The sequence below is a fragment of the Bacillus sp. C-3-6 genome (genome assembly GCF_054509685.1).
Genome location: NZ_JBSSBE010000002.1, coordinates 312671 through 335035, shown reverse-complemented (window position 1 = coordinate 335035; position 22365 = coordinate 312671). Strand labels below are relative to the sequence as shown.

The 22365-nt window shown below is 31.0% G+C and carries 13 protein-coding genes and 2 pseudogenes; 3 read left to right on the top strand and 12 right to left on the bottom strand.

Going from position 1 to position 22365, the window contains the following annotated elements; translation table 11 throughout:
* Positions 1-1149: 1149 nt before the first annotated feature.
* Positions 1150-1860: a DUF4145 domain-containing protein gene (locus ACW0JX_RS28460; protein ID WP_098869374.1), complete on the top strand. Its 711-nt coding sequence runs from the start codon at positions 1150-1152 to the stop codon at positions 1858-1860.
* Between the two features lie 486 nt (positions 1861-2346).
* Here ACW0JX_RS28460 and ACW0JX_RS28455 read toward each other — a convergent pair whose 3' ends face one another.
* From ACW0JX_RS28455 to ACW0JX_RS28410, 10 genes and pseudogenes are all read right to left on the bottom strand, one after another.
* On the bottom strand, positions 2347-2442 hold the full coding sequence (locus tag ACW0JX_RS28455; protein ID WP_257206409.1) for an Arm DNA-binding domain-containing protein: 96 nt from the start codon (positions 2440-2442) through the stop codon (positions 2347-2349).
* Positions 2443-2807: 365 nt separating this feature from the next.
* A complete protein-coding gene (locus ACW0JX_RS28450; RefSeq protein WP_098869373.1) occupies positions 2808-3473 on the bottom strand; it encodes a DUF4145 domain-containing protein in 666 nt (221 codons plus the stop codon).
* A gap of 915 nt (positions 3474-4388) precedes the next feature.
* Positions 4389-4802, bottom strand: a complete 414-nt coding sequence (locus ACW0JX_RS28445; RefSeq protein ID WP_459245845.1) for a hypothetical protein — start codon at positions 4800-4802, stop codon at positions 4389-4391.
* Positions 4803-5269: 467 nt separating this feature from the next.
* Positions 5270-7525 carry an RNA-directed DNA polymerase gene (locus ACW0JX_RS28440; protein WP_459245844.1) on the bottom strand — a complete coding sequence of 752 codons (2256 nt, stop codon included), beginning with the start codon at positions 7523-7525 and terminating at the stop codon, positions 5270-5272.
* A 2228-nt stretch (positions 7526-9753) separates the two neighbouring features.
* Positions 9754-12051, bottom strand: coding sequence for an AbiH family protein (locus ACW0JX_RS28435; protein ID WP_459245843.1), 2298 nt, complete (start codon positions 12049-12051; stop codon positions 9754-9756).
* A gap of 280 nt (positions 12052-12331) precedes the next feature.
* A complete protein-coding gene (locus ACW0JX_RS28430; RefSeq protein WP_459245842.1) occupies positions 12332-13570 on the bottom strand; it encodes a restriction endonuclease subunit S in 1239 nt (412 codons plus the stop codon).
* Positions 13563-15182, bottom strand: a complete 1620-nt coding sequence (locus ACW0JX_RS28425; RefSeq protein WP_459245841.1) for a type I restriction-modification system subunit M — start codon at positions 15180-15182, stop codon at positions 13563-13565. The genes ACW0JX_RS28430 and ACW0JX_RS28425 overlap by 8 nt, the downstream gene beginning before the upstream one ends.
* Before the next feature lie 559 nt (positions 15183-15741).
* Positions 15742-16629 carry a DUF6602 domain-containing protein gene (locus tag ACW0JX_RS28420; RefSeq protein ID WP_459245840.1) on the bottom strand — a complete coding sequence of 296 codons (888 nt, stop codon included), beginning with the start codon at positions 16627-16629 and terminating at the stop codon, positions 15742-15744.
* A gap of 137 nt (positions 16630-16766) precedes the next feature.
* Positions 16767-17019 (bottom strand): annotated as a pseudogene (locus ACW0JX_RS28415) (HNH endonuclease); the annotation flags it as partial.
* 201 nt (positions 17020-17220) lie between these two features.
* Complete coding sequence (locus ACW0JX_RS28410) at positions 17221-17937, bottom strand: hypothetical protein (protein ID WP_459245839.1); 717 nt, start codon at positions 17935-17937, stop codon at positions 17221-17223.
* Between the two features lie 165 nt (positions 17938-18102).
* Between ACW0JX_RS28410 and ACW0JX_RS28405 the strand changes: the two genes are divergently transcribed.
* Both ACW0JX_RS28405 and ACW0JX_RS28400 read left to right on the top strand, forming a co-directional pair.
* The gene (locus ACW0JX_RS28405; RefSeq protein WP_459245838.1) at positions 18103-19938 is read left to right on the top strand and encodes a DNA/RNA helicase domain-containing protein; all 1836 of its coding nucleotides are present in this window, start codon (positions 18103-18105) and stop codon (positions 19936-19938) included.
* A gap of 196 nt (positions 19939-20134) precedes the next feature.
* Positions 20135-20197, top strand: a pseudogene (locus tag ACW0JX_RS28400) (YjcZ family sporulation protein); the annotation flags it as partial.
* Between the two features lie 79 nt (positions 20198-20276).
* On the opposite strand, the gene ACW0JX_RS28395 reads toward ACW0JX_RS28400, so the two are convergent.
* Positions 20277-21011 (bottom strand): DUF874 domain-containing protein, encoded by a 735-nt coding sequence (locus tag ACW0JX_RS28395; protein WP_071731743.1) that lies wholly within the window; start codon positions 21009-21011, stop codon positions 20277-20279.
* Positions 21012-21229: 218 nt separating this feature from the next.
* Complete coding sequence (gene tnpB, locus ACW0JX_RS28390) at positions 21230-22351, bottom strand: IS200/IS605 family element RNA-guided endonuclease TnpB (protein ID WP_459245837.1); 1122 nt, start codon at positions 22349-22351, stop codon at positions 21230-21232.
* Positions 22352-22365 lie beyond the last annotated feature (14 nt).

Sequence of the window (22365 nt, the reverse complement as noted above, 5' to 3'; positions counted from 1 at the left end):
TTGACGACTACAACTACAGGAACTGATTAAGAATATGAAGGGCAGGAATATGGATTTCTATATAGCTTTCTTTTTATTTTTTACAGATTTTCGCCAATCTTCGCATTTTTTAAAAATTATTTTTAAGAGTACTTAATTATATTCTATAAGTTGCTGATTCTCCCCTTCTTCAAAAACACGTTGTCTTCCATGAATCCCTTCTATATTTTCTATTTCACTGATAATTAATTCGTCTAATAAATGATAGATTTCATATAAAAAGTGACAAATTTGTTACATTTTTTACTGGTTTGAAATCGAAATCCATAATGTATATTCCAATCTAATTTATAACATCGAAATTTAACGTTTTGCTAAATACTACAATTTTTAGGAATTCTATCCCTTCTCATTTTTTCTACATCTCATTTTCGTTGTCTGTTAGACATGTAAAATTAAATACCGAATGTTATTTCCGGCTCCAATAATCCCCTAACAATGCAAGGAAAGCACTTACGTCGTTCATAATAAATTCCCTAACAGTTAATTTACATTATTATTTTATCACCCCAAAACATTAATTGACGAACTTAGATTGCTAGTTTTTCACTTTATTTGCAGGAATTTATCGTTATTTGTAGAAATATATAAAGTTCAACAAAATACAGGTGTGCTGACATGAATTTTCAAATGGAAATATGGAATCTTAATCACCAAGCTACTGGATTAACGAAATAATTTGAAATGAGAATTAGATTGGAATCAGAAAAAAAGATTAGATAAACATATTCTTTGGAATACCTCGAAAAAATTACTGAAAATACACAAGGAATAAATGAAATCATCATCTCGGTAAGAAAAATAATTAATTTAATAAGCGTACATTCGAATTATTTCAAGAAGTATTCACAGTGCTTACAGCGGAAACTCCTGAGCAAGTTGATGGCATATTAAGAAATGTAATGAACAAAGCTTTGAGCACGATATAAGAAATCTTTAGCTATGGAAAAATGATTGCTAAATTAATTTTTCCATATTCAGATATATTTACTTAAGGCTCCTTACAAACACCAAAATTAGCAGACTGATTTCACAATTCATATTAAAATTAAATTTCTAAGAGATTTTCGCCATTTGTTGAACTACATAAAATAGAGGTGGTAATAAACTATGACTGTACAAAATGAAAAAATATTAACATGTCATCATTGTGGTAATAAAACATCTATGAAAGAGGTTGCAAAATATCAGCATAATGAAGATGAAGATATTTGGGATTACGATATTAACCCTTATACGCCGGTTCATGCTGTTACTTACACAAATGAATGGCGCCTTTTTCTATGTCCAGTATGTACCAACGTTACTTTAGAATACTCAAGTTATAATAGTTTGGAATTTAACCCTCAGGGCAATCATATTGTCTCCAAAAAATTATTATATCCAGTTACAACCATAGAGATTAATTACATTCCTAAACATGTTGCAAAAGCTTTTGAAGCCGCAATAAAGGTAAGACAAATTGACGGTGCCATATGTGCTATTGCTATCCGTAGAACACTTGAAATGATGTGCAAGGACAAAGGAGAAGAAGGCAGAAATTTATATTCAATGTTAAAATCTTTATCAGATAAAGGCATATTACCTCCAATATTAAACGATATGGCAAGTGTTTTGAGGGAAATTGGAAATGCAGCTGCTCATGCAGATGAAGCTAAATTCCATCATGATTTAGTGCCTTCAATGATTGAGTTCACTAATATCATTTTAGATTACGTTTATAATCTGCCGAAACGGATTGAACAAATTCAAGATAGAATCGGCAAAAAAACTACTGAAATTGCAACGAGAACAAATACTGAATTAACACCAAAAGCATAAAGTAAGCGTATTACGAATGGTTTTAATTGAAATTTCACTAAAAAGCTCAATTTCAGTAACCAAACTTATCGTATTCTAGAGAATATCTAATATCTTGTGCACCTTTAAATAACAATTCAACTTCTTGCTCTTTTAACACAGCTAACTCTTCCTTATCAGCTTAAAGCGACTTGGTTTTCACTGCAATAGATTTACAGTTTGTTCTAAATCTATTGCATGTCCAGGAGAGTTTTTTAATTTTTCGATCATTTAAATTTCACTTTCAACCTTCATATCGCAGTGAACTACCGTAGTTTCGCATATACAATAATGTTTACTTAGCTAAATTGATATTGTATAGAGAAGAAATGATACAGTTGTTTAAATACACTTTCAACACTTTTTCGTCTGATTACTCACACTGTGATTCTTTGTATTAAATCCACCCTAGAGATATTCAACACAAGATAGTTTACAAGATTTTACTTATATTCCAGTATAAACTTCTTAAAGTAGCTTTTTCAAAGTATTTTCTACTTCTTTCTTACTAGTAAATCCCTTTTTCTTCTTTTGCTTTCGTTTACCTGTTAGGGTGAATACCAATATCTACATTATAAAAGTATTCCCCTGTTTTCTTATTTTTTTTGACGATTCCTTTCATCTCTAAGAACCTCCTTGGGGTCCTTAACTGTGATGTAAATTGGATAATATCGGTATGATTTTGCGCTATATAACATAAAAACAAGCCATATGCTCTATAATAAATCAAAATAATAATGAAAAGTTTACTATTTTAGACCCCCATTTAAGACTACTAATATTCTCCCAAGAACATTAAATTTCTACTAATAGATCAACTATAAAGTTATTCTTAACGATTTAAGGAAAGATTTTCTTTAGAAATACGTTCCCATTTTCAAATCAAAAGGACAAGTCTATATCTCTATCCTTTTGATTTGAAAATCGCTCTATCCTAGACTCCCTTTTTTATTCAACCTGTTCTCCCTAAGAAATTTCAACTCTTCACATTTATTATGAATTTCATATATGTTTTCCAAGGTATGTTCTATAATTTTAATAGCAATTACTAGCTCTTCTTTTGTAGGTATTTGTAGCTCATGTAATGATTTGTTACCCATTAATCTATGCTCATGTAAGATATCCGCATGTTGTTTCGTAAGAAACCCCTTTTCAAATAACTTATTTATTTTTTGCTCTATACTCCCCTTATCTATACCTACATTAGAACAAACGGATTCAATAATTGCCCTAAGACATGCCATACTAGAGAAATATAAATTCTTATTAAAAGTCTGAATTGCTTCGAAATAAATATTCTTTACCTTTAAGGGTAGAGCCTCAAATTGTTGAAAGCCTAAAGCACTCTCCTGACATTCTGGATATAATTTGACATGTTCATAGGGGATTCCGGTTTCATAATCTATATCCTCACTAGTTTGCCACGTCTCATAAAAGGATACTTCTTCACACCCATTACATTCGATAATTTTCCATGCTCCCTTAGCGTAATCAATCTGCATTCCTGGAGTATTTTCTGGTGTATGCACTCTGCTATATTCATGAACCACTTTATGTCTAGTTAACTGTTTGCATTTATTACAGTATTGTCTCATATAGTCTCACTCCTAAAACTTATTACATTTTCGTTCTTCTCCCTAACAACTTATTGTACACTTTTTTTAATCATATTTTTGACTAAAACTAAAGCTCTAAACGCTTTGAAAAATGGTTTCCTTATTCTAAATACCTCATAATATCTAGTAATTATCCAAGCGCTTAAAATTACGATTAATAAAAAAGACGTAGTTATTAACTACGTCTACCTCCCATAATATGTTTTTAATGACCAAGAAAGTTTGAAGCCAGTTGATAAACACCATAATAATACAGTGCAGTCAACCCAAAGTAATACATATTTACCTCAAACTGTCCTAGTTCAAGAAACTCCGATAGAATGGGAGCAACCTTTGGATATAGCTTTTTTAATGGAAATAAAGCAAACATAGAAATTAGATGGATTAACAGAAAAATAAACATGCAAACTCCTCCAGTTCATAAATTACTTAGAAACCCTATTTATAGGAATCCCTAGGCTCATGCCCTTGCATAGCTAGTACGTAATTTACCAAACTTTCTAGACTTACAATATTCACCCTACTGTTATATCCATTTATCTCATGTTTATCCAAAATTAACATTAGCTAAACCTTCCAGCCTAAATCCAATATAACAATCTAAAAGGCACTTGTAAATTATAAATATTAGCATACAAATTACTTTTTATACGATATTTAGCTACTTATAGAGGATTAGATATTATATTTTACAAATTGTGCTATGATTCTCACATTAATAAATTTTTATACTTTAACCTTAACGGCTCCCACAGTTCCTTAATATCCTCCCTAATCCTACCAACATCAACTATTTCTACTAGATGAGCTAGGTAAGAAGGCAAGACCACTTTACCCTCTTCGAAAGCGATGGGTTCTCCATAGTGTGTTATATCCTCTTTAGTCCATCCTAGACTATTTAAATACTGTTCTGACTCTTCCACTCGCCAATACCACATATAATGAATTAATTTCTCGTAGAAATCTAAAGTATTCATTTATAAGAAAATCCTCAAATTCTTTAGGTTCTATTTTTCTTAAATCGTATAATATTTTTATAATATCAAGCCAAGTAATACTCACAAATTTATTATTCTTGGACTCGAAAACATATGGATGTTTTGATAAAGCAACGCCAATTTTAGGAACAAAAGCATCACCTGGATATTGTTCTGCATCTATATATTGTTCTAACTCCGGAGTTAACTTACTTACATTCTTTATGGAAACACTTTTAGCTTCAATTACAATAACAAATTTCAGTTCATTTACCTTATAAAAACTTATAGCTATATCTCTTCTTATCTTTGGTGCACTTTGAGACAGCATTTCTGCATCAACCCTATAGAAGTCGTAACTTAGACATTTTGTTTGTTTTGGTTCGCTATTTTTTTCACTTATTTAATCAAAAAAGTCGATTCAGACTTAGATTCGAATTTTGGGTATAATTTAAAACTTGATTTTACTTTTTTCCATAATACCCTACTATCCTTACATTATTTAATCAATCTCTAAAATTTTATGTGATAATAAATCAAATTATCCTTTATAAAAGTCTGACTGTTCTTTTATATTAATCTTGAAAAAATATATATTTATATCTTTTCGGGGTTGCTAATCTTCTTTGTCTACACCACTCCAAATCATTTTATTATTGCACTCTTAATTTCCCCATGTTAATAAACTTTGCAATTCCAAACTCTAAGTGAAAAGTAAAAAGAATTTTTAACCGGCCTATTCATAACCCATAAAAAATAAGCATTTTATTTAATTTAATCAATAGGTTCAATTTTTCCTCACTCATAGTCGAAATCGCGCGCAAATATATTTATTCTATTAGTTTCAGATAAATTAGTTTGCAAGAACACCTCTACCCATTCCATACCTCTACTTCTTTCTTCTGTTGCTGGTTCATTCTCTGTTTCGTCCCCTGGCCCTGTTTCGTCCTCTGGCTCTGTTTCGTCCTCTGGCTCTGTTTCGTCCTCTGGCTCTGTTTCGTCCTCTGGCTCTGTTTCGTCCTCTGGCTCTGTTTCGTCCTCTGGCTCTGTTTCGTCCTCTGGCTCTGTTTCGTCCTCTGGCTCTGTTTCGTCCTCTGGCTCTGTTTCGTCCTCTGGCTCTGTTTCGTCCTCTGGCTCTGTTTCGTCCTCTGGCTCTGTTTCGTCCTCTGGCTCTGTTTCGTCCTCTGGCTCTGTTTCGTCCTCTGGCTCTGTTTCGTCCTCTGGCTCTGTTTCGTCCTCTGGCTCTGTTTCGTCCTCTGGCTCTGTTTCGTCCTCTGGCTCTGTTTCGTCCTCTGGCTCTGTTTCGTCCCCTGGCCTTGGTACATTTTCTTCCCTTAGACCTAAATCCAATAATGAATAAGCTTCCAGCACATTAATTATCTCATCTCTAAGAATAGTATCTAGTTCAAATGAATACATTTGAAGGATATCGTTAAAGATAGTTATTATATTATTTTCTGGAGCTGCCATTTCTGTATATTTTTCTTTGCACAAGGATATTATAGAATTTTTGACGCTTTCTCTAATATATGAAAAGTTTGGACAAATAAAAGTTATATCATTATCTAAAAGTTGCTTAAAAAAAATATCATTTCTTAATATCTCTTCATCTTTATCTAACCAACCATTTTTACAACATTCATATAATAAAAACCAATTCTCTCCATAGAGGTTGTTATCATTAATAAGAGTTTTATAATAAGAAAACTCAAGTACCCCTGATAATAAGTTCTTAGATTCCAATATCAGCACCAATATGTTTATGATAGAGTTTTCATATTTTAATAAGCTTTTTGTTACTTCTTCATCAATAGATATTTCAAATTTATTAGCAAGACTAAGTGCCCAAAATACTTCATAATCATTTCTTAGTTCAATATGTTCTTTAATTATACAATTAATAAATTCACTAATTTTTTCAAGATTGATTGGATAACCTCTATATTTATAAGTTTCAATAGTTTCAAATATTAAGGGTATTGTAGAAGATTCTACTAATGCTGTTTGTAATAATAAAGATTCAAATATAGCCCAATTCTCTTTCTTTATAATAACATTTCTCAATATGGTAAGAGCATATTTCATTATACCTTTATCTTCAGTCTCATTTTTATATTTAAACATTTGATTAAAATACTCTTTTAAATCTACACCCTGCATCTTCGATGATAGTTCTGGTTTATTCTTTGCATTTCTAAATTTATATTTTTTAAAATAAAATGTCCATTCAGGTTCAAGAAATAGTGGTATCTTATTAATTTTTGTTTTTGTAACATTAAAATCTAGTTCATAAGATTTCAATACTTTATTCATAATTGTTAAGGCTTTATTAGCTTCTTCAAAAGTTTTAAAATAATACTCCATATCATCAGTGTATCTATACCCCTCAACAGAATAACCCATCTGATTTTTAAATTCTTCATCAAGAGATGTTCCAATTATTTCTTGAATAATCCAAGATGACATAGGGCCTATGGGAATTCCTAATGTTTGGCCATCCTGCATATTTCTTATGGCTTTATCTAGTTTATTCCCTAGTAGGTCATCATTATAAGGGTTTGCTTTAGCTATTTCTTTTGTATGTAATGCCCATGAAATTGAGTGTGTGTATATACTAGGATAATACCTATTAATATCCAAACATAAGATATATTTGTTTAAAGATAATTTTGCAATTCTTATATTATTTTTTTCTGACATTTTCTTTTTTGGCTCAATAGAATTACCGCTTAATACTGGAGAGGATAAAGAAATTTCAGATTTATTAAAATGAGTATTTAATTCACTCCAATTATCTTCGATAATTTCAGCCAATACCAAATAATGCAACGGATGGGGAATAGCACAGATTCTTCTAAAATTATCTTTTTTAGGAATTGAATATTCTACTAATTTACTCTTTTTATTACGACTTCTATTAATTAACCTTGCATCAGAAATATCTATATTATTCATTTTTTTACTTAAAATTGTTGATGTTATTTCTGATGGAATATCTCTCGAGAAAAATCCTTTTTCAATAATACATTTTGCAATGCTCTGTTGTTCGCTCATAATCTCACATCCCAATTAACTTTAAATTTATAAAAAAACATGTACACTTTGTTTATACATCCATATATGATATCTTTCTAATACATGCGATATTACCACGATTAAAATTATTTTTATCATAGTTTTCAATAAGAAAATATCTCGTTATATCTTTCCTCCTAAATTTTATCTTTTATTGAAATATGAATTAACCACTAAACACTACTTTCGAAAAATTCAATCAAACTTTAATCCACATTAATATCCCTAAGCACTACTCCCTCTAAATAGACACAAAAATAGAGAAAATAGCCGATAGTTCATTATCCACTCCTTTCTCCCTATTTTATATAACATAATTTGGATCAGTACTTGTTACCTTACCTTCTTCTACTATTATCTCAGCTAATCACTTACTTTATATTTTAGTAAAAACTAAGTTGTATATAGTAAAATTTAGTTTTCACTAAAATATACACAAGTATTCTGCCTAACTTTCAAACTACTAAATGATTTATTACCAAAAGTACTAACGACCTCAGCTATATTTCTTGGTGTTTTTTATGATCTTATATGGTTTAACTTTTCTAAATCTCTAATTTGCTGTTCATAAAGTTCATATTATTACTGTATCTTTGTAGGATATTGATAATATTCAACATAATTGTACCAATACCAAGCCAACTTAGATATTGTTAGCATCTTTTGGGCTTCTTTAAAAAAACTCCATGTCTTGTATTAAGTCTTCAAAAGAGTTAATACAAGATTCCGGTAACCTTGAAATACTTCTTGAATATTATTAAGATACACTGCAGCAAAAAAACATTTCAGAAACATTCAGTCTTCTTCGTGTCTTTATACTCAATTATTGATACTTCTACACTCTTACTTATCTGACTATTATTTGTACTAGACATTATGACATACCAAAATGATTTTTTATATTTCGATTTACATTTACCATTTTCCCCCAATAACTACTATTGAATTTTATACTATTTAAAGGAAATCCTCTAATTAAAATCCAACTATTCTCATATCCTTTACTATTACCAACATGAATAATGTTACTTCTTTTGTATTAAATGGCTAAGTATCATTAAAAACACTTTTATCTACTAATACACCACTTTGGACGAATGCTTCATATAAGTTATTAAGCTTTTTCACGTTTGGGAACTCTTTTTAAAATATGTTTTTAAAATTGAACAGTTATCTTGCTCTTTCTATAAATTTATTACGTTTTCTATACCTCCTATTATAAAAAAAATATACATTCTACAAAAAGACGCATTAATCACAGGCACCGCATAATGTATTAAAGGCTGTGGCTAACGCCTCCCCCCTTGTAGTAAATAGATAATTATTAATATATTGTGAGAGCAGAAAAACCTCCTTTTAATTTAATTTTAATTCTCAAAAAATAATTCTAATAGATTAGAATCAATCTAACCATCCATTTTTACCTATAAAATTTTCTTATTACATATCTAACAAGTTAAAATAATATCTTTAAAATGCAAAAAATATAAACCTGTATTAACATTATCACTTTATTCATTCTAAGAGTATTTCAATATGCCTTCCTAATAAAAAAACGTAGTCATCACTTAATGACTACGTCCCTCCCAATAAAATGGTGCTCTAGTGACCAAGAAAATTTGAAATAAGCTGGTAGACACCATAATAATATAACGACACCAAGCCAAAATAATACATATTCATCTCAAATTCGCCAATCTCTAATAGCTCCGATAAAATAGGAGTAACCTTTGAATATAGCTTTTTCAGTGGAATCAAAGAAAATAAGGAAATTAAATGGATTAACAGAAAAACAAACATGTTTATACCCTCCAAGATATAGATTATAGTGATTACAATTTCATTTAATAAGAAATTGTGATTTCTAGGCTCATGCCCCTTGCATAGCTAAGAAGTACATCACAATCTAATAAAAATTCAGGTTTACTTCAAGATTGTTTTTGCTGTTTCCTCCACTTATTCCAGTTCCCTTAATTCCGATATTATACTATATCACTTATAGGATGCTATTACTATAACAATTAAGCCTACGATTGTAAATAGAAATTAACAATACTTTTTTCACTGCCATCTTAACCGTTAAATACTAACAGTTAAGATGGATTATGTGTTTAGCATTACTAAATTGGATAAATACATTTGTAGAGCAGCATAAAATATGTAAAAATGCTACATTTTTATTATCTATTTCAATTGTTATCCTCTTTCTATTGATCTTCGGACTCTTCCATAGAATAACGCTTAATAAGGGCTTGCAAGTCCTTTCTAAATTGATTACGATAAAATATTAAGCGCTTATTCTCCCCTCCATTTTGCTTATATTTTTCATAATCTCCCTTTTCCACTAAATCCTGCAAACCTTTCTGATACATAAAACTTAAATTATTATTATAATTGTTTAAGAAAGATTTCAAATCCCCATAATTTATATACCATTTGTTAGCAAAACTTTTAATTTCCTCATCTGAAATTAAAAGTTTATTTGGAGTTATAGTATTTGATAAAATGTTTTCATCGACCTTTTCAATATCCGAACTAATAAATAAATTCATTAAATTATTCCTTTTTATGCAAATAATTTGTTCACTTAATATTTCAGAAAAAGTTATTTCTTTGCTATTAAATTTTAACACTGGCTCATAATCAAAAATATTACATAATACATTAGAATATAGTTCCTTCAAAGGTATATTATTAATTTCAAACACTTGAAGTTTTTGCAATCTATTGTCTTTAGAATTAAATAAATCTGTGATATCCAATTTTTCACTTTCAAAATCAATCAATTTAACAATCCAAATATCGTTACTTAATTCCATATTTGGCAATGGCGCACCATCTAAGCCATTCAACTCTAGATATTCTACTTCAGGAAAATATAAGCTTGAGATATTCGAAGCTATTTCAATTTTCACAATTTTACTTTTAACACCCTTGTTACATAATGATTCTTCTATTCTTACTTCTTGGTTCCCCAATACAATTATTCTATGTAAGTAGTTTAACGGATTTCTCAATGCTATTTTAAAACTCTTCACTTTTAAGTTCTGTTCTTCACTGTTAGTCTCATTACGAAGTTGGAATTCATTCCTACAAATTTCTAAGTCTTTGAGTTTAGGTAATCTTGAAATATCAAACTCATTTTTATTTAATTCATATAATACTATGTTGTCTTTTAATACCAACTCTTCTAATTCATTTTCTTCAAATGCATTAGAAAAATCTCGCCAGTTGACATTACAATTCACAATCTCAATTTTACTAGCTTGTTTTAGTGATTCTTTATAAATTTCATTTACAAATAATTCTGATAGAAACTCAGGATCATTTACATCAGCAACACTAATTACAAAATTATCTTGTAAATTTATAAATTCAGGAGATATTTTTTTCAAAATGTCCAATACTTTTTGTAGACTTTTCATTCCAGTTATTTTTATTTGCTTTATGCTTTGAAGCATAAAGCTCGTATTATACACATGAATATCTTCAAATAGATTACTACTTTCTTCATCTTGAGGAACAGGGAAATTAAACACTTCCTTAACCAGGTTATATTCTTCTAATCCTTTGATAACTACATCACTATCATTAGTGGGCAATACATCGAAAAAAGGAACTAAGTAAATTTTCTCAGCATATTCCCTACCTAATTGTTTAATGAAAAACTGTAATTTTTCTGAAAAATCTTGATTGTAGTAGAATATGTAAATTTTTTCAGCTTTCTCAAAAAAAGGTTGCAGAAAAATAAAATCACTGCCCATAATGGAGTGTCCTAAAATAAACAAATTAAATGAATTGTTTTCCGCTTGATTGACCTTTGAAATTAACTCTTCTCTTTTAGGAAACAATATTGAATCTTTTTTTATTCTTACTAGTTTATCATTTGTTAGAGATCCTTCTAAACTAACCTTGGAAATATCATTGTTACCAGTAAATCCACCACCGAATATAATATTATTATCTTCTATTGAACCATGTAACTGATAGATTCTATCTTTTTTAATTTTGTTATCATCGAAAATATCCTCTAAGACTGTTGTAAAATTAAAAGTCATGATATGAGTTTTTTTATCTGAAAACAATTTTGAGTAAAAAGGGTTGATTCGTAAATTCCCTCTATCTGGTTTATCTTTCCACTCAGTATATTCCCTTTTTATATAACGATAAAACAGTTTTTCTAGCTCTTTGAGATCCTTATTCAATTTATTTACCCTATAATTCTTTAATTGATCATGTTTACTATATTCTAAGGATTCATTAATTTCGATCATCTGAGTTTCAAATATTGTTTCAAAATCCGACCAATTTAATTCTCTACCATGAAACTCCCTAACGAATAAGTTATTAAAATCATAAATTTCTTCATTCGTCTTCAAATTATACTGCTGTATAATATCATTTAAAAAATGATTATATGAGCTTGCCATGCCCATACTTAAATCAAACCCATTTCCTATTACTACATAGTTCTCCTTCATTTTCATTTTATTTTGGTTTTCCAAAATATAATCACCTCTTCAACACATAAGCATTTTGCTCCATCAAATATTTTTAATTTATTCTTTTTATAGATAGAAACATACATCCTCATATATATTTCAAAATACAAAAGCAATCTGTATTTAAGAAATATTAACAATTAACTAACCACCCGAACTACTTTCATTGTTTTAGTAGTAGGATATCCATTCTCGTAACTTTTTCAAAATTTGAATGCATAAAAGCTTTCATCCACTGTAAAAGCACCTTTTAATTACATCATTTAATCATAATTATATATTTTTATACAAACATTTTTTGTAAAAAAGCTTTCTTAATTTCTTTTAAAATTTTTAATTGCTTTTGATGAAGAGCGATAGTATCATCTAGTTTCTCAAAGAAAGTACCTATTCGTTTCTGTTCTTCAATACCCTTAGGTAATTTAACTTTTGTATTAAAGAAATCTTGAGCTGATATATTTAATAGACCTTGATTTCGAATACCTTCAGCAGCACGCATAGAAACATCTTTATGCCATCGATTAGTTTCGTAGTATGAAACTAAAAAGTTCGAATCAATAGAAGTTGGTTTAAAGTTAATATACATTGGTGATACGGCACCCATTTCATATTTTTCCAAACGCTTTACTGTTCCCCAAGGATTTTCATTAGAATAGCCCCTATTAAAGGAAAATTCACCTTTTTTCAATAGATAATAGTTACTAATATCTCGACTTTCTACCTGCTTTTTTAAAAATGTATTTTGCTCAACTAATCCGTACTGATCAGATATTGTAAGAAGGAGTTTTGATTCTTTGTCTTTGTTTTTCCTTGTAACCCTCTCTACAATCGATTTTAACTTGCACTCTTCCCAAGCATCAGTAAATCCAGGAAAACGAAATTCTGGAACACATTCATCATTTTTAGGAAACATTTTTTGCAGGAAACCTCTTTTACTTTCCTGTAAATTTTCAAGCTCGCGCTGATGAAGAGCAAGAACCTTATCAATTTGAAGGAAAAAATCTCCTATTCTTTCTTGTTCTGAAGTTGACGGTTTTAGAATAATAACGCTACTTAGAATTGATCGATTTATATTAAACCTTGTACCTCTAACAGCTTTCCTTTCAATTTGTTTTCTATTTTTATTATTTAAAGAGAGTTCAACAAAGTATGCATCAAACTCTTTTTTCTTTTTTCCCCTAATAGAAAAACTGCTGTTCAATGCATAACTCTCATCCAAATAGGCTTTTGACCAACCAACTTTATTTAGAACTTCTGATGATTGAACAAAAACAAGGTCACCATTTTCCACTTTATTTTCAATTTCAGGGAAGCTATCAACTTTCATTGAATTTCCGACTTTATCATAAGGAATTGGTTCATCGGCAAGAATATCCATAACGCTAATTATTTTTTTCCCCTCACCCAATTCCTCCTCCGGAGCATTAATTCCGTTTGAAAAATCCATCAATTCAGATAGGAACTGCTTCTTCCAATAATCGGGAAACCCCTCAAAACGTACTTGAGGTGTTTTATTACTCATTATGTTCACCACCTTGAACACTCCCAAAATCTAGAATATTTATAAAATGCTCTAATTCTTGTTGTGCTTCTTTTGTTGTTCCAGACAACTCTTGTACCATTTCTCTTAAAACTCGGTTTGATTCAACAATTTGCTTTTGAGTTTTTTGCATGTTATGAGCGACTTCAACCAAAGAAATATGTTCTTCTTCAAAAGTTTCCACATAACGAGGTATATTCAAGTTAAAGTCATTCTCTACGATTTCATCAAAACCAGCGACATGTGCATATTTTCTAATGTCTTCACGACGTTTATATGCATCTAGAATTTTATTAATATGTGTATCTTCTAAGACATTTTGATTCTTTTCTTTTGTATAATCATTGGATGCATCTATAAATAGTACATCTTTGTTATCACGGTTTTTCTTCAAAATAATCATAGCAGTTGGAATACTTGTACCAAAGAAAACATTCGCTGGTAAACCAATCACTGTATCAATAGATCCATTTTCAAGCAAAATATTCCGTATTTTCCCTTCAGCTGTGCCCCTAAACAATACACCATGAGGCAATATAATTGCCATCACACCAGAATCTTTCAAATGATAGTAGCCATGTAGTAAGAAAGCAAAGTCTGCTTTAGATTTCGGTGCCAGTACTCCATACATTGAAAAACGCGGATCATCCATAAACCCTTCATTAGCTGACCATTTTGCACTATATGGTGGATTCATCAGAACACCATCAAATTTAGTCGGTTCCTCTGTTGGCCAGTCAGAATCCAAAGTATCAGCATTATGCAGGTGCTGATTGGCTAAACTCACACCATGAAGAATCATATTCATTCGTGCAAGGTTATATGTCGAGGTGTTTAATTCTTGTCCAAAATAACTCAATGTTCCAAGTTCATTAGAGAATTTTTTTGCATTTAACAGCAATGAACCAGACCCCATTGTAGGATCATACAAACTTAAACCTCTTTGATTTTCTTTCCCTTGAAGAACTATTTGAGTCATTAATTTAGAAACCGATTGAGGTGTATAAAACTCACCTGCTTTTTTTCCTGATACAGAAGCAAATTGACCAATTAGGAATTCGTATGCATCTCCTAACATATCTTCTTCATGAGCGGTATCCAATTCGGCAAGTTCTAACATAAAAGTAGAAATCGTATGATTTTGTTTTTGAGCTGTTACCCCTAATTTTTTTGAATAAAGATCCACATCCCCAAACAAATTTCCAAACACCTTACTACTTTGTTCAAATTTACGGAATGCATGAGCTAAATCTTCTAGTTGAAATTTCCCATTCTCAATCGCTTGAACTAGAGCTGTATAAGTAAATTCTGGTTCAAAAGCATAAGAAAAGTTATATTTTAACTCTTCTATTAAACTTTCCTTTATTTCAAGATTATTAAATGCATCAACATAAACTTTTTGAGCTTCATTTATATCACCAACTTCTTCTTCAAGCAATTCAGCTGCATAATAAAGCATCTTATCCGATAAATATTTATAAAAAATAAGGCCAAGCAAGTAGTTTTTGTATTCGCTCGCGTCCATTTTTAAGCGCAAAATATCCACACTATTCCACAATACTTGGTAAAGTTTCTTTGAATTTTGATTCGCCATAATTGTTACCTCCTTTAAAGAACCAGTACTTGATAACTATTTCATCTATACCATTATAATCCAACTAACTTGATTTCTAAATATACATTTAAATAAGTTACTTTCATAAGTTTATATTCATACGAAACAGAATTGTATTATTTACCTATTTTAAATTCGCCTTTGCACCAGAACCGCACACACTAATTCTGCAAAAATGGCGCACTTGAATAATTAAAGGCAATTCAAAAGATGGGTAATTAACAATTGAAAGAAGCTCTAGAAATTAAATAATTATTGTTAATCAAATAATTAAACAACTTATTACCTTAACACAATTAGTAGACAGGTTAATCACTAGAAATAACCAAAATTCCCCTTCTATTAAAACAAGGGGAATTTTATTATTCAATGATTGGACGATATATTCCGTTATAGTATATTTCAACTCTAGGAAGTTTTATTACTATGTAATTAGTACCCGAATAATCATAGTCGGACAAAATTTCCTCATAATTTGTAATTAAACAAACTGTGTAGGCTCTCTGTCTCTATTAAATGATTTTTGCACTAGAACCAGCTATAAATCTATTTTATTTATTGATGTCTCTTTTTCCCAATTAAAATATAAAGCTGTTTCAGGATGAATGACTGTAGTACTTGATAATCCTAAAAATAGATGATGAGCAAACTGTTTAAAATGATAATTGATATCTTTAGGGTTAATTTCTAGAAATCTTTGCTTAAAAGGTTGCCCTGTCATCATTGGATAAGCCCAATTAAATTCTGAATCAGATAATTCTGTATTATATGGGTCCCAATAAAGGAATAATCCATCTTCCAAGCTAAGAATCATGTTGTGTCTATTTATTTCGTTAATACTTTCAGCAACATATGCCTTTTCTATTTTTTTCATTAATTTCTTTTTATTAATAGCATCAATCTTTTTGCAGATCAAAAAAGACATCATATGATCAACATGATATGTATATGGGTCATATTCTTGAGATTTGTACTGTGGATCTCTGTATGTAACAGTACAATTTCTTAAATTTTTAACTCTCATTTCCTTGTTTTTTGCCAATTTTATTAGTGCATCTATTAGTTCGCCAGTATCTAATGTTGATTTTACCTCACCAATTGCAGTTACAGTTTCCACCGTAAAAAACTTTATATGACTTGCGCTAAAAATTGGAGATGACTTATCAAACACTACTATGTCACACTGAGTGCTTATTCCCTCATCACCTTCTTCTGTATTAATTAAAAAACCATCACTTACATCCTGATGTCCTGGAATTATTGACTTAACAAAGTCTTTACAAGCATCTTCTCTATATTTACCGTATTCTCCATTATGAAAAATTTTATCCTCTTCATCTTTTTTGAAAATACGTTCCGAATGTTCGAAATGTTCCCTTAATATTTCAGCATTCCAATCTAGAATTTTTTCAAGGTAGTTACCCATATTACTCCACTCCTATTTCTAAATACTTATTTAATAGATTAATACTTTTCGGTGATGACCAATGCCTATTTAATTTTCGAATAATTAAGGATATTTCACCGTATTTTAATAAATATAAACACCATCTAATGCAAAACAATTAAGCCTTTATCATAACGTTCATCATGATTACAACAAAGTAGCAGGCCACTGTATGGATCAAAACATTCTTCATTTGTGCTTTCTTTCCAGGGTTTCAAATGATTCGCCCTTAATAATTCTGATAAATCTATACCACACAGCACACATTTATCTTCCTATAGTAACAATAATTCCTTTCTGAATTTTTGCTACCTCAGTCGGATTTTTGTTTTCACTTCATGTTTCAGCGATTACTGGAATTAATACATCGCCATTCAAGTAAAATAATTAAAGCATTACATGGCTTTTAAGGAGATTAAAAACTTTGCATGCCTAAAAGTAGTCACCCCCAAAGCGTTAGGATCCTGTTGTACTTATCTCCCCGTTAATTGTGAATCCCATGCCTTGATCTACTATGTTCTCCTGGTATAGGAATAGAATCTAAACAACGGAATTATAAGGATCACTTGTTTACTTTATAAGTTGTAATGCTTTCATATAATCCTCTTTTTTCTCAAGAATCTTTTTTGCATTTTCTGCCGTTAATACATAATCTACTACAATATTTTGTAATAATTCCTTCTTAGCATTTGGTAGTTGAATCGTTATATCTTCCACGCTACTCTTATTATTTTCAATTGTTTTATTAAACTCTTGAACACTTCTTGCAAGCTCCGCTAATTTTTCCATATGTGCGGGATTGTTTACATCCAAAAAGATATTACTTCTAAAAACTGCTGTAACATATTTCTTTGAATTTTTCTTTTCTATTTCTGCTTCAGCCTTTTTATCAAAAACAGCATCTCCTGTATACATTTGTTCAAACGTAAATAAATCATTATTTCCTTTTCCAGCATAATATGTATTGAATTTTTCTTTTAAATCATTCGCTTCTTTTTTTATTTTATAATTATCATTTACTACTTTTGGAGAAACTTGTCCATCGAATGATAATTGAAATTGTAAATACGGTTTATCTACTTGCTGTACATGGGCTATTCGTACATCTGGTCCCAGTATATCCTTACCGTTTCCAGTTGTTTCAACTTGATCTAGTTTAACAGAAAGACCATACTCTGATTTTGTATAATTTTGTGCTTTTTGTTCAATTTCTTTATTCGATATATCACATGATGTTAGTAGTAGTAAACTAATCATCATGCTATATGTTACTTTTTTTATTTTCATATGGTAGCCCCTCTTATTTTCACTTTATATACACAAATGCTAATATAGATTTAGAACAAAGTCACGAAGTTTCACAGAAAAAAGAAGAAATTCGAATAAGTTTGCTATATATATAAATTTTAATGATTTGAATATATTCTACTACATTTTAAGGAGGCATTTATCTTGAACTATGGCTGGGCTGGAACTATTGAACAATTTAAAGAATTAGATTTAAAATCATTCATTAAACAATTGCAATATCATGTTTATAAAACCAATGCAGATGATACCAAAATAGCTTCTCAAAAGAGAGCATGGATTGATAGTTACAATAAGCTACAAGATTTATTTAATCGATTTTCTAATTTAGATGCATCACTTATTTTTGAATATGAGATTTTACGCGGAGGTGGCCGTCGTCCAGATATACTTTTATTAATCAATGGTTATTTGATAGTCATCGAATGTAAAAGTTATAATTACGTTTCACCTTCTGAATACATTCAAACTTCACTTTATATGCGTGATCTCCAGCATTATCACTCAGCTATTCAACAATCTAACATGCAAGTAATAGGTGTTCTACTGCTTACAAACTATGAAGGTGAACAATGGGAATTCCAAAAAGATTATCAAGTAACCCTTTCAACAGTTGATGGATTGGAAAGTATTATTAAACGAATATTAGAGAAAACAGAAGTACAAACGTTGACGCTAGACGAAATAATCAATGGTTTCTATGAACCTTCACCTTCTATGCTAGAAGCTGCTCGTTCCATTTTACATAATGAACCACTCCCTGATATTAAAGCAATATCAAGCAGTAATTTTCCAAAAGTACAACAAACTATACGCACAATTATTCAGGAAGCACAAAATACAAATACTCATCACTTAATTTTAGTATCTGGTGAGCCAGGAGCAGGTAAAACATATTTGGGTCTGACCATTGCACATGAAATGAAAAATGCAGTTTATTTATCTGGTAACGGGCCATTAGTAGACGTATTACAAGATACGTTGAAAAATAGAACGTTCGTACAAGGCCTATATGGATATAAAATGGATTTTCTCGAAAAGAAAATCATTCCAAAAGAACAAATTATCATTTTTGATGAAGCACAACGAGCATGGGATACAAAAAAAGTCGACCAATCACTCACTCGAAGAAAGCGAGAAGCCCAACACTTAAGTGAACCGGATATTATAATGAATATTACGACACATAATAAGCCGTGGAGTGTAACAATTGGCTTAATTGGAGAAGGTCAAGAGATCTATTCTGGTGAAGAAGGCGGTCTCCCTCTGTGGAATACTGCGATTGCTGGAAAAAACGTTACTGTTCATTCTAAACACCCTAATTCTGTATTCACAAATGCAGCACATTATAAAACTCATTCTCAGCTACATTTAAATTCATCTTTCCGTGCTCATGCAGCTTTAAAATACTATGAAATTATTAATACTTTATTAGATATTAATTTTGAACAAACGAAACAGCTTATTCATAACCTACCAAAGGAACATTATCAGCTTTTTATTACGCGTGATTTAGACAAAGCAAAAATTACTTTAAATCAGCTTTATCAGGATGATACAAAAACAGTTGGTGTCGTCTGTGCTGGTGGCGCTGATCGTCAAAAAGAAGTCCCTGTTCTACCACGAGATGAACGATATGAAAAGCCTAGTAAAATCGCTCAATACTTTAACTATCCAGGGTCTCAATACTATTGTAAAAATCTCAACTACAGCGCAACTGAATTTCAAACACAAGGACTTGAACTAGATATGGCGCTCGTTCATTGGGATGATGATCTATATCTAAAGAATGGGGCTTGGAAGGGGCAGCACTATCAATGGGGTGTCGAAGATCCGTTCCAAATTAAACTCAATGCATATAGAGTTATTTTAACAAGAGGGCGAGATGGAACAATTATTTACATACCACCAAAACCTATTCTAGATGAGACTTGGAACTTACTTGAAAATCAATTAAAAATCCCTGAATTAATGTTTTAAAACCTATAATAAGAGGCTATATTCAAGATTCCCTCAGAATATAGTCTCTTATTTTTCTATTTCACAGCAACCGGGATATCAGTTTTTAATGGCTTAAAACAATTGCAAGAAAAAATCCCCTCAAACATTTAGTATTTTTAGGGAATTGCAACTAAAGAAGTTGCTGTTTCCTTTATTACTTTAGCAACTTAATTGCTTTGCGTTACTTGTTGTACTCTTTATACTATTAATCATTATCGGATGCATTTATTTCTGCTAAAAACTATAAAAAAAGGAACCTTAGGGTGTCTTTTCTATTTGGAAAAATCCCCACACATTGTGTAGGGATCTTGTTTTTCTTACCAATTAATTTTTGTTGGATTTAACTTAGAAATATTTCCACGTACCAATTGTTTTTCGTTGCTGTCATAGATACCGATATCACCAGAGAAGTTTTCCCAATATTCCCCTAAATAGTCTTTTGATGGTGCTTTCAAATCTACATATAATCCCATAGTCCCAAAACTTGCCACCTGGCGTGCTGCTGTGTCTCCTACTTGTTGTGCTCGTTCTTTCGTTGTTCCCGCTGGAACGATAACTACAATTCGAGTTAGACTGTCTTTCGCTTCAATATGGACGTCTTGCGCCTGTGCAGCCACCTTTATTCCATCCTTTGCTGTTTGGATGCCTAATTGGCTTAATTTTACATCCTTATTACGTGCCCCCTGGCCTTGTGCTGCCTTCGATTGTTCCACTTTTTCTTGTGCTTGTGCCTCATTTAACCCACTGACTTTCGGTTGTTCAACAGGCGTTGACTCCGCTTTTGGTTCTTCTTTAACTGTTTCCTTTGCTACATTTTCATGCTGTTTTGACTTATCGGTCGATTGTTGCACCGTTACTTTCTTATCTTCTTGCTTCTTTTCTACCTGAAATGCTTTAACTTTTTCTTTTTGTTCCTCTTTCTTCACATCTTGCTCTATTTTGGCTTCTTCAGTACCACACGCTGCCAATAATAAACCTGCTGCAATTGTTAAACCTGCTAATTTAATTGCTTTCATAATAAATACCGCCTTTTCATAATTTAATTCTTTCATATGCATAAACGACCTTAGCTACAAATATTAACTTTGTACCACATATCTGAATTATTTAGATGATAACATATCGATATTCAAATTTACTATATTTAAATATTAATTTTATAATCTATTTTCAATCACAACAAATTAATCTTTTCTTGAACTACCCCCACTTTCACTTCGTTTAGAAGTGGAGGATTCCTAAGTAAAGAGTTCTATCGAACTCTAATTGATTAGGCTAACCCCGCAGTTCTTGCGGTTAGAAGCCTTATCGCTTCATTCTTTAGATTGATACTTGCGTTAATATCCCTATCATGGTGTGTACGACAAGAAGGACACTCCCATTTACGTAGGTTTAGGTTTTTAACGTCTTTATTTTGATACCCACAACATGAACATAATTGGCTGGAAGCAAATGTTTTCGATACGACAATGACTTGTTTGCCATACCATTTTGCTTTATATTCCAACATGGCTCGAAACTGTGACCATGATACCTCACTAATTGCTTTTGCTAACTTATGATTCTTTAACATATTCGATACTTGCAAATCCTCTATACCAATAACATCGTGGTTTTTGATGATTTCAGTTGAGATTTTGTCCAAGTAATCTTTTCTAGCATTTGCCATGTATTCATGAATTCTAGCTACTATTACTCGTTGTTTATTCCAGCGAGAAGATCCTTTCATTCTTCTAGAAAGAACACGCTGTGCTTTTGCCAACTTCTCTTCTAACAATCGAAAAAACTTCGGATTTTTATAGGTTGTTCCATCTGACAAAATGGCGAAATCTTTTAGTCCCACATCCATTCCAATGTAAGAATTTGTTTTCGGAAGTTCTTGCACTTCTGTCTCTACTAACAATGACACAAAGTATCTACCAGAAGGGTTCCGTCTAACCGTAGCATTTACAATACGTCCTTTTACTTCACGACTTTTGGCAAATCGAACAAGACCTAGTTTTGGCAATTTCATTTTGTTTCCTACAACGGCAATGTTTTCATTTGTTTGTTTTGTGGTGTAAGATTGTACGTTGTTCTTCTTAGATTTGAAACGCGGGGCACTGTTTTGTTTTTTGAAAAAGCGTGTATAAGCATCCGCAAGGTTGCGAACAGATGACTGAATCGCAATACTATCGACTTCTTTTAGCCAAACAAACTCTTTCTTCAAGGCAGGAAGTTTGACAGAGCATGTACCATATGTCAAACCTTTTCCTGTTTCTTTATATGCATGATCCCATAGAGATAGGAAGTGATTGAATACAAAACGAGAACAACCAATCGTTTTATTGATTAGTGTCGCTTGTGCTTTATTTGGATAGATACGAAATTTATATGCTTTATTGATCAACATTCATTTCACCCCCA

What these genes read in the sequence shown, in the direction of transcription:
- ACW0JX_RS28420 (WP_459245840.1), bottom strand. Translation starts at nt 16,629, where the DNA reads ATGGGTAACTACCTTGAAAAAATTCTAGATTGGAATGCTGAAATATTA.
- ACW0JX_RS28425 (WP_459245841.1), bottom strand. Translation starts at nt 15,182, where the DNA reads ATGGCGAATCAAAATTCAAAGAAACTTTACCAAGTATTGTGGAATAGT.
- ACW0JX_RS28430 (WP_459245842.1), bottom strand. Translation starts at nt 13,570, where the DNA reads ATGAGTAATAAAACACCTCAAGTACGTTTTGAGGGGTTTCCCGATTAT.
- ACW0JX_RS28410 (WP_459245839.1), bottom strand. Translation starts at nt 17,937, where the DNA reads ATGAAAATAAAAAAAGTAACATATAGCATGATGATTAGTTTACTACTA.
- ACW0JX_RS28445 (WP_459245845.1), bottom strand. Translation starts at nt 4,802, where the DNA reads ATGCTGTCTCAAAGTGCACCAAAGATAAGAAGAGATATAGCTATAAGT.
- ACW0JX_RS28395 (WP_071731743.1), bottom strand. Translation starts at nt 21,011, where the DNA reads ATGAAAGAATTAAATTATGAAAAGGCGGTATTTATTATGAAAGCAATT.
- ACW0JX_RS28460 (WP_098869374.1), top strand. Translation starts at nt 1,150, where the DNA reads ATGACTGTACAAAATGAAAAAATATTAACATGTCATCATTGTGGTAAT.
- ACW0JX_RS28450 (WP_098869373.1), bottom strand. Translation starts at nt 3,473, where the DNA reads ATGAGACAATACTGTAATAAATGCAAACAGTTAACTAGACATAAAGTG.
- tnpB (WP_459245837.1), bottom strand. Translation starts at nt 22,351, where the DNA reads ATGTTGATCAATAAAGCATATAAATTTCGTATCTATCCAAATAAAGCA.
- ACW0JX_RS28440 (WP_459245844.1), bottom strand. Translation starts at nt 7,525, where the DNA reads ATGAGCGAACAACAGAGCATTGCAAAATGTATTATTGAAAAAGGATTT.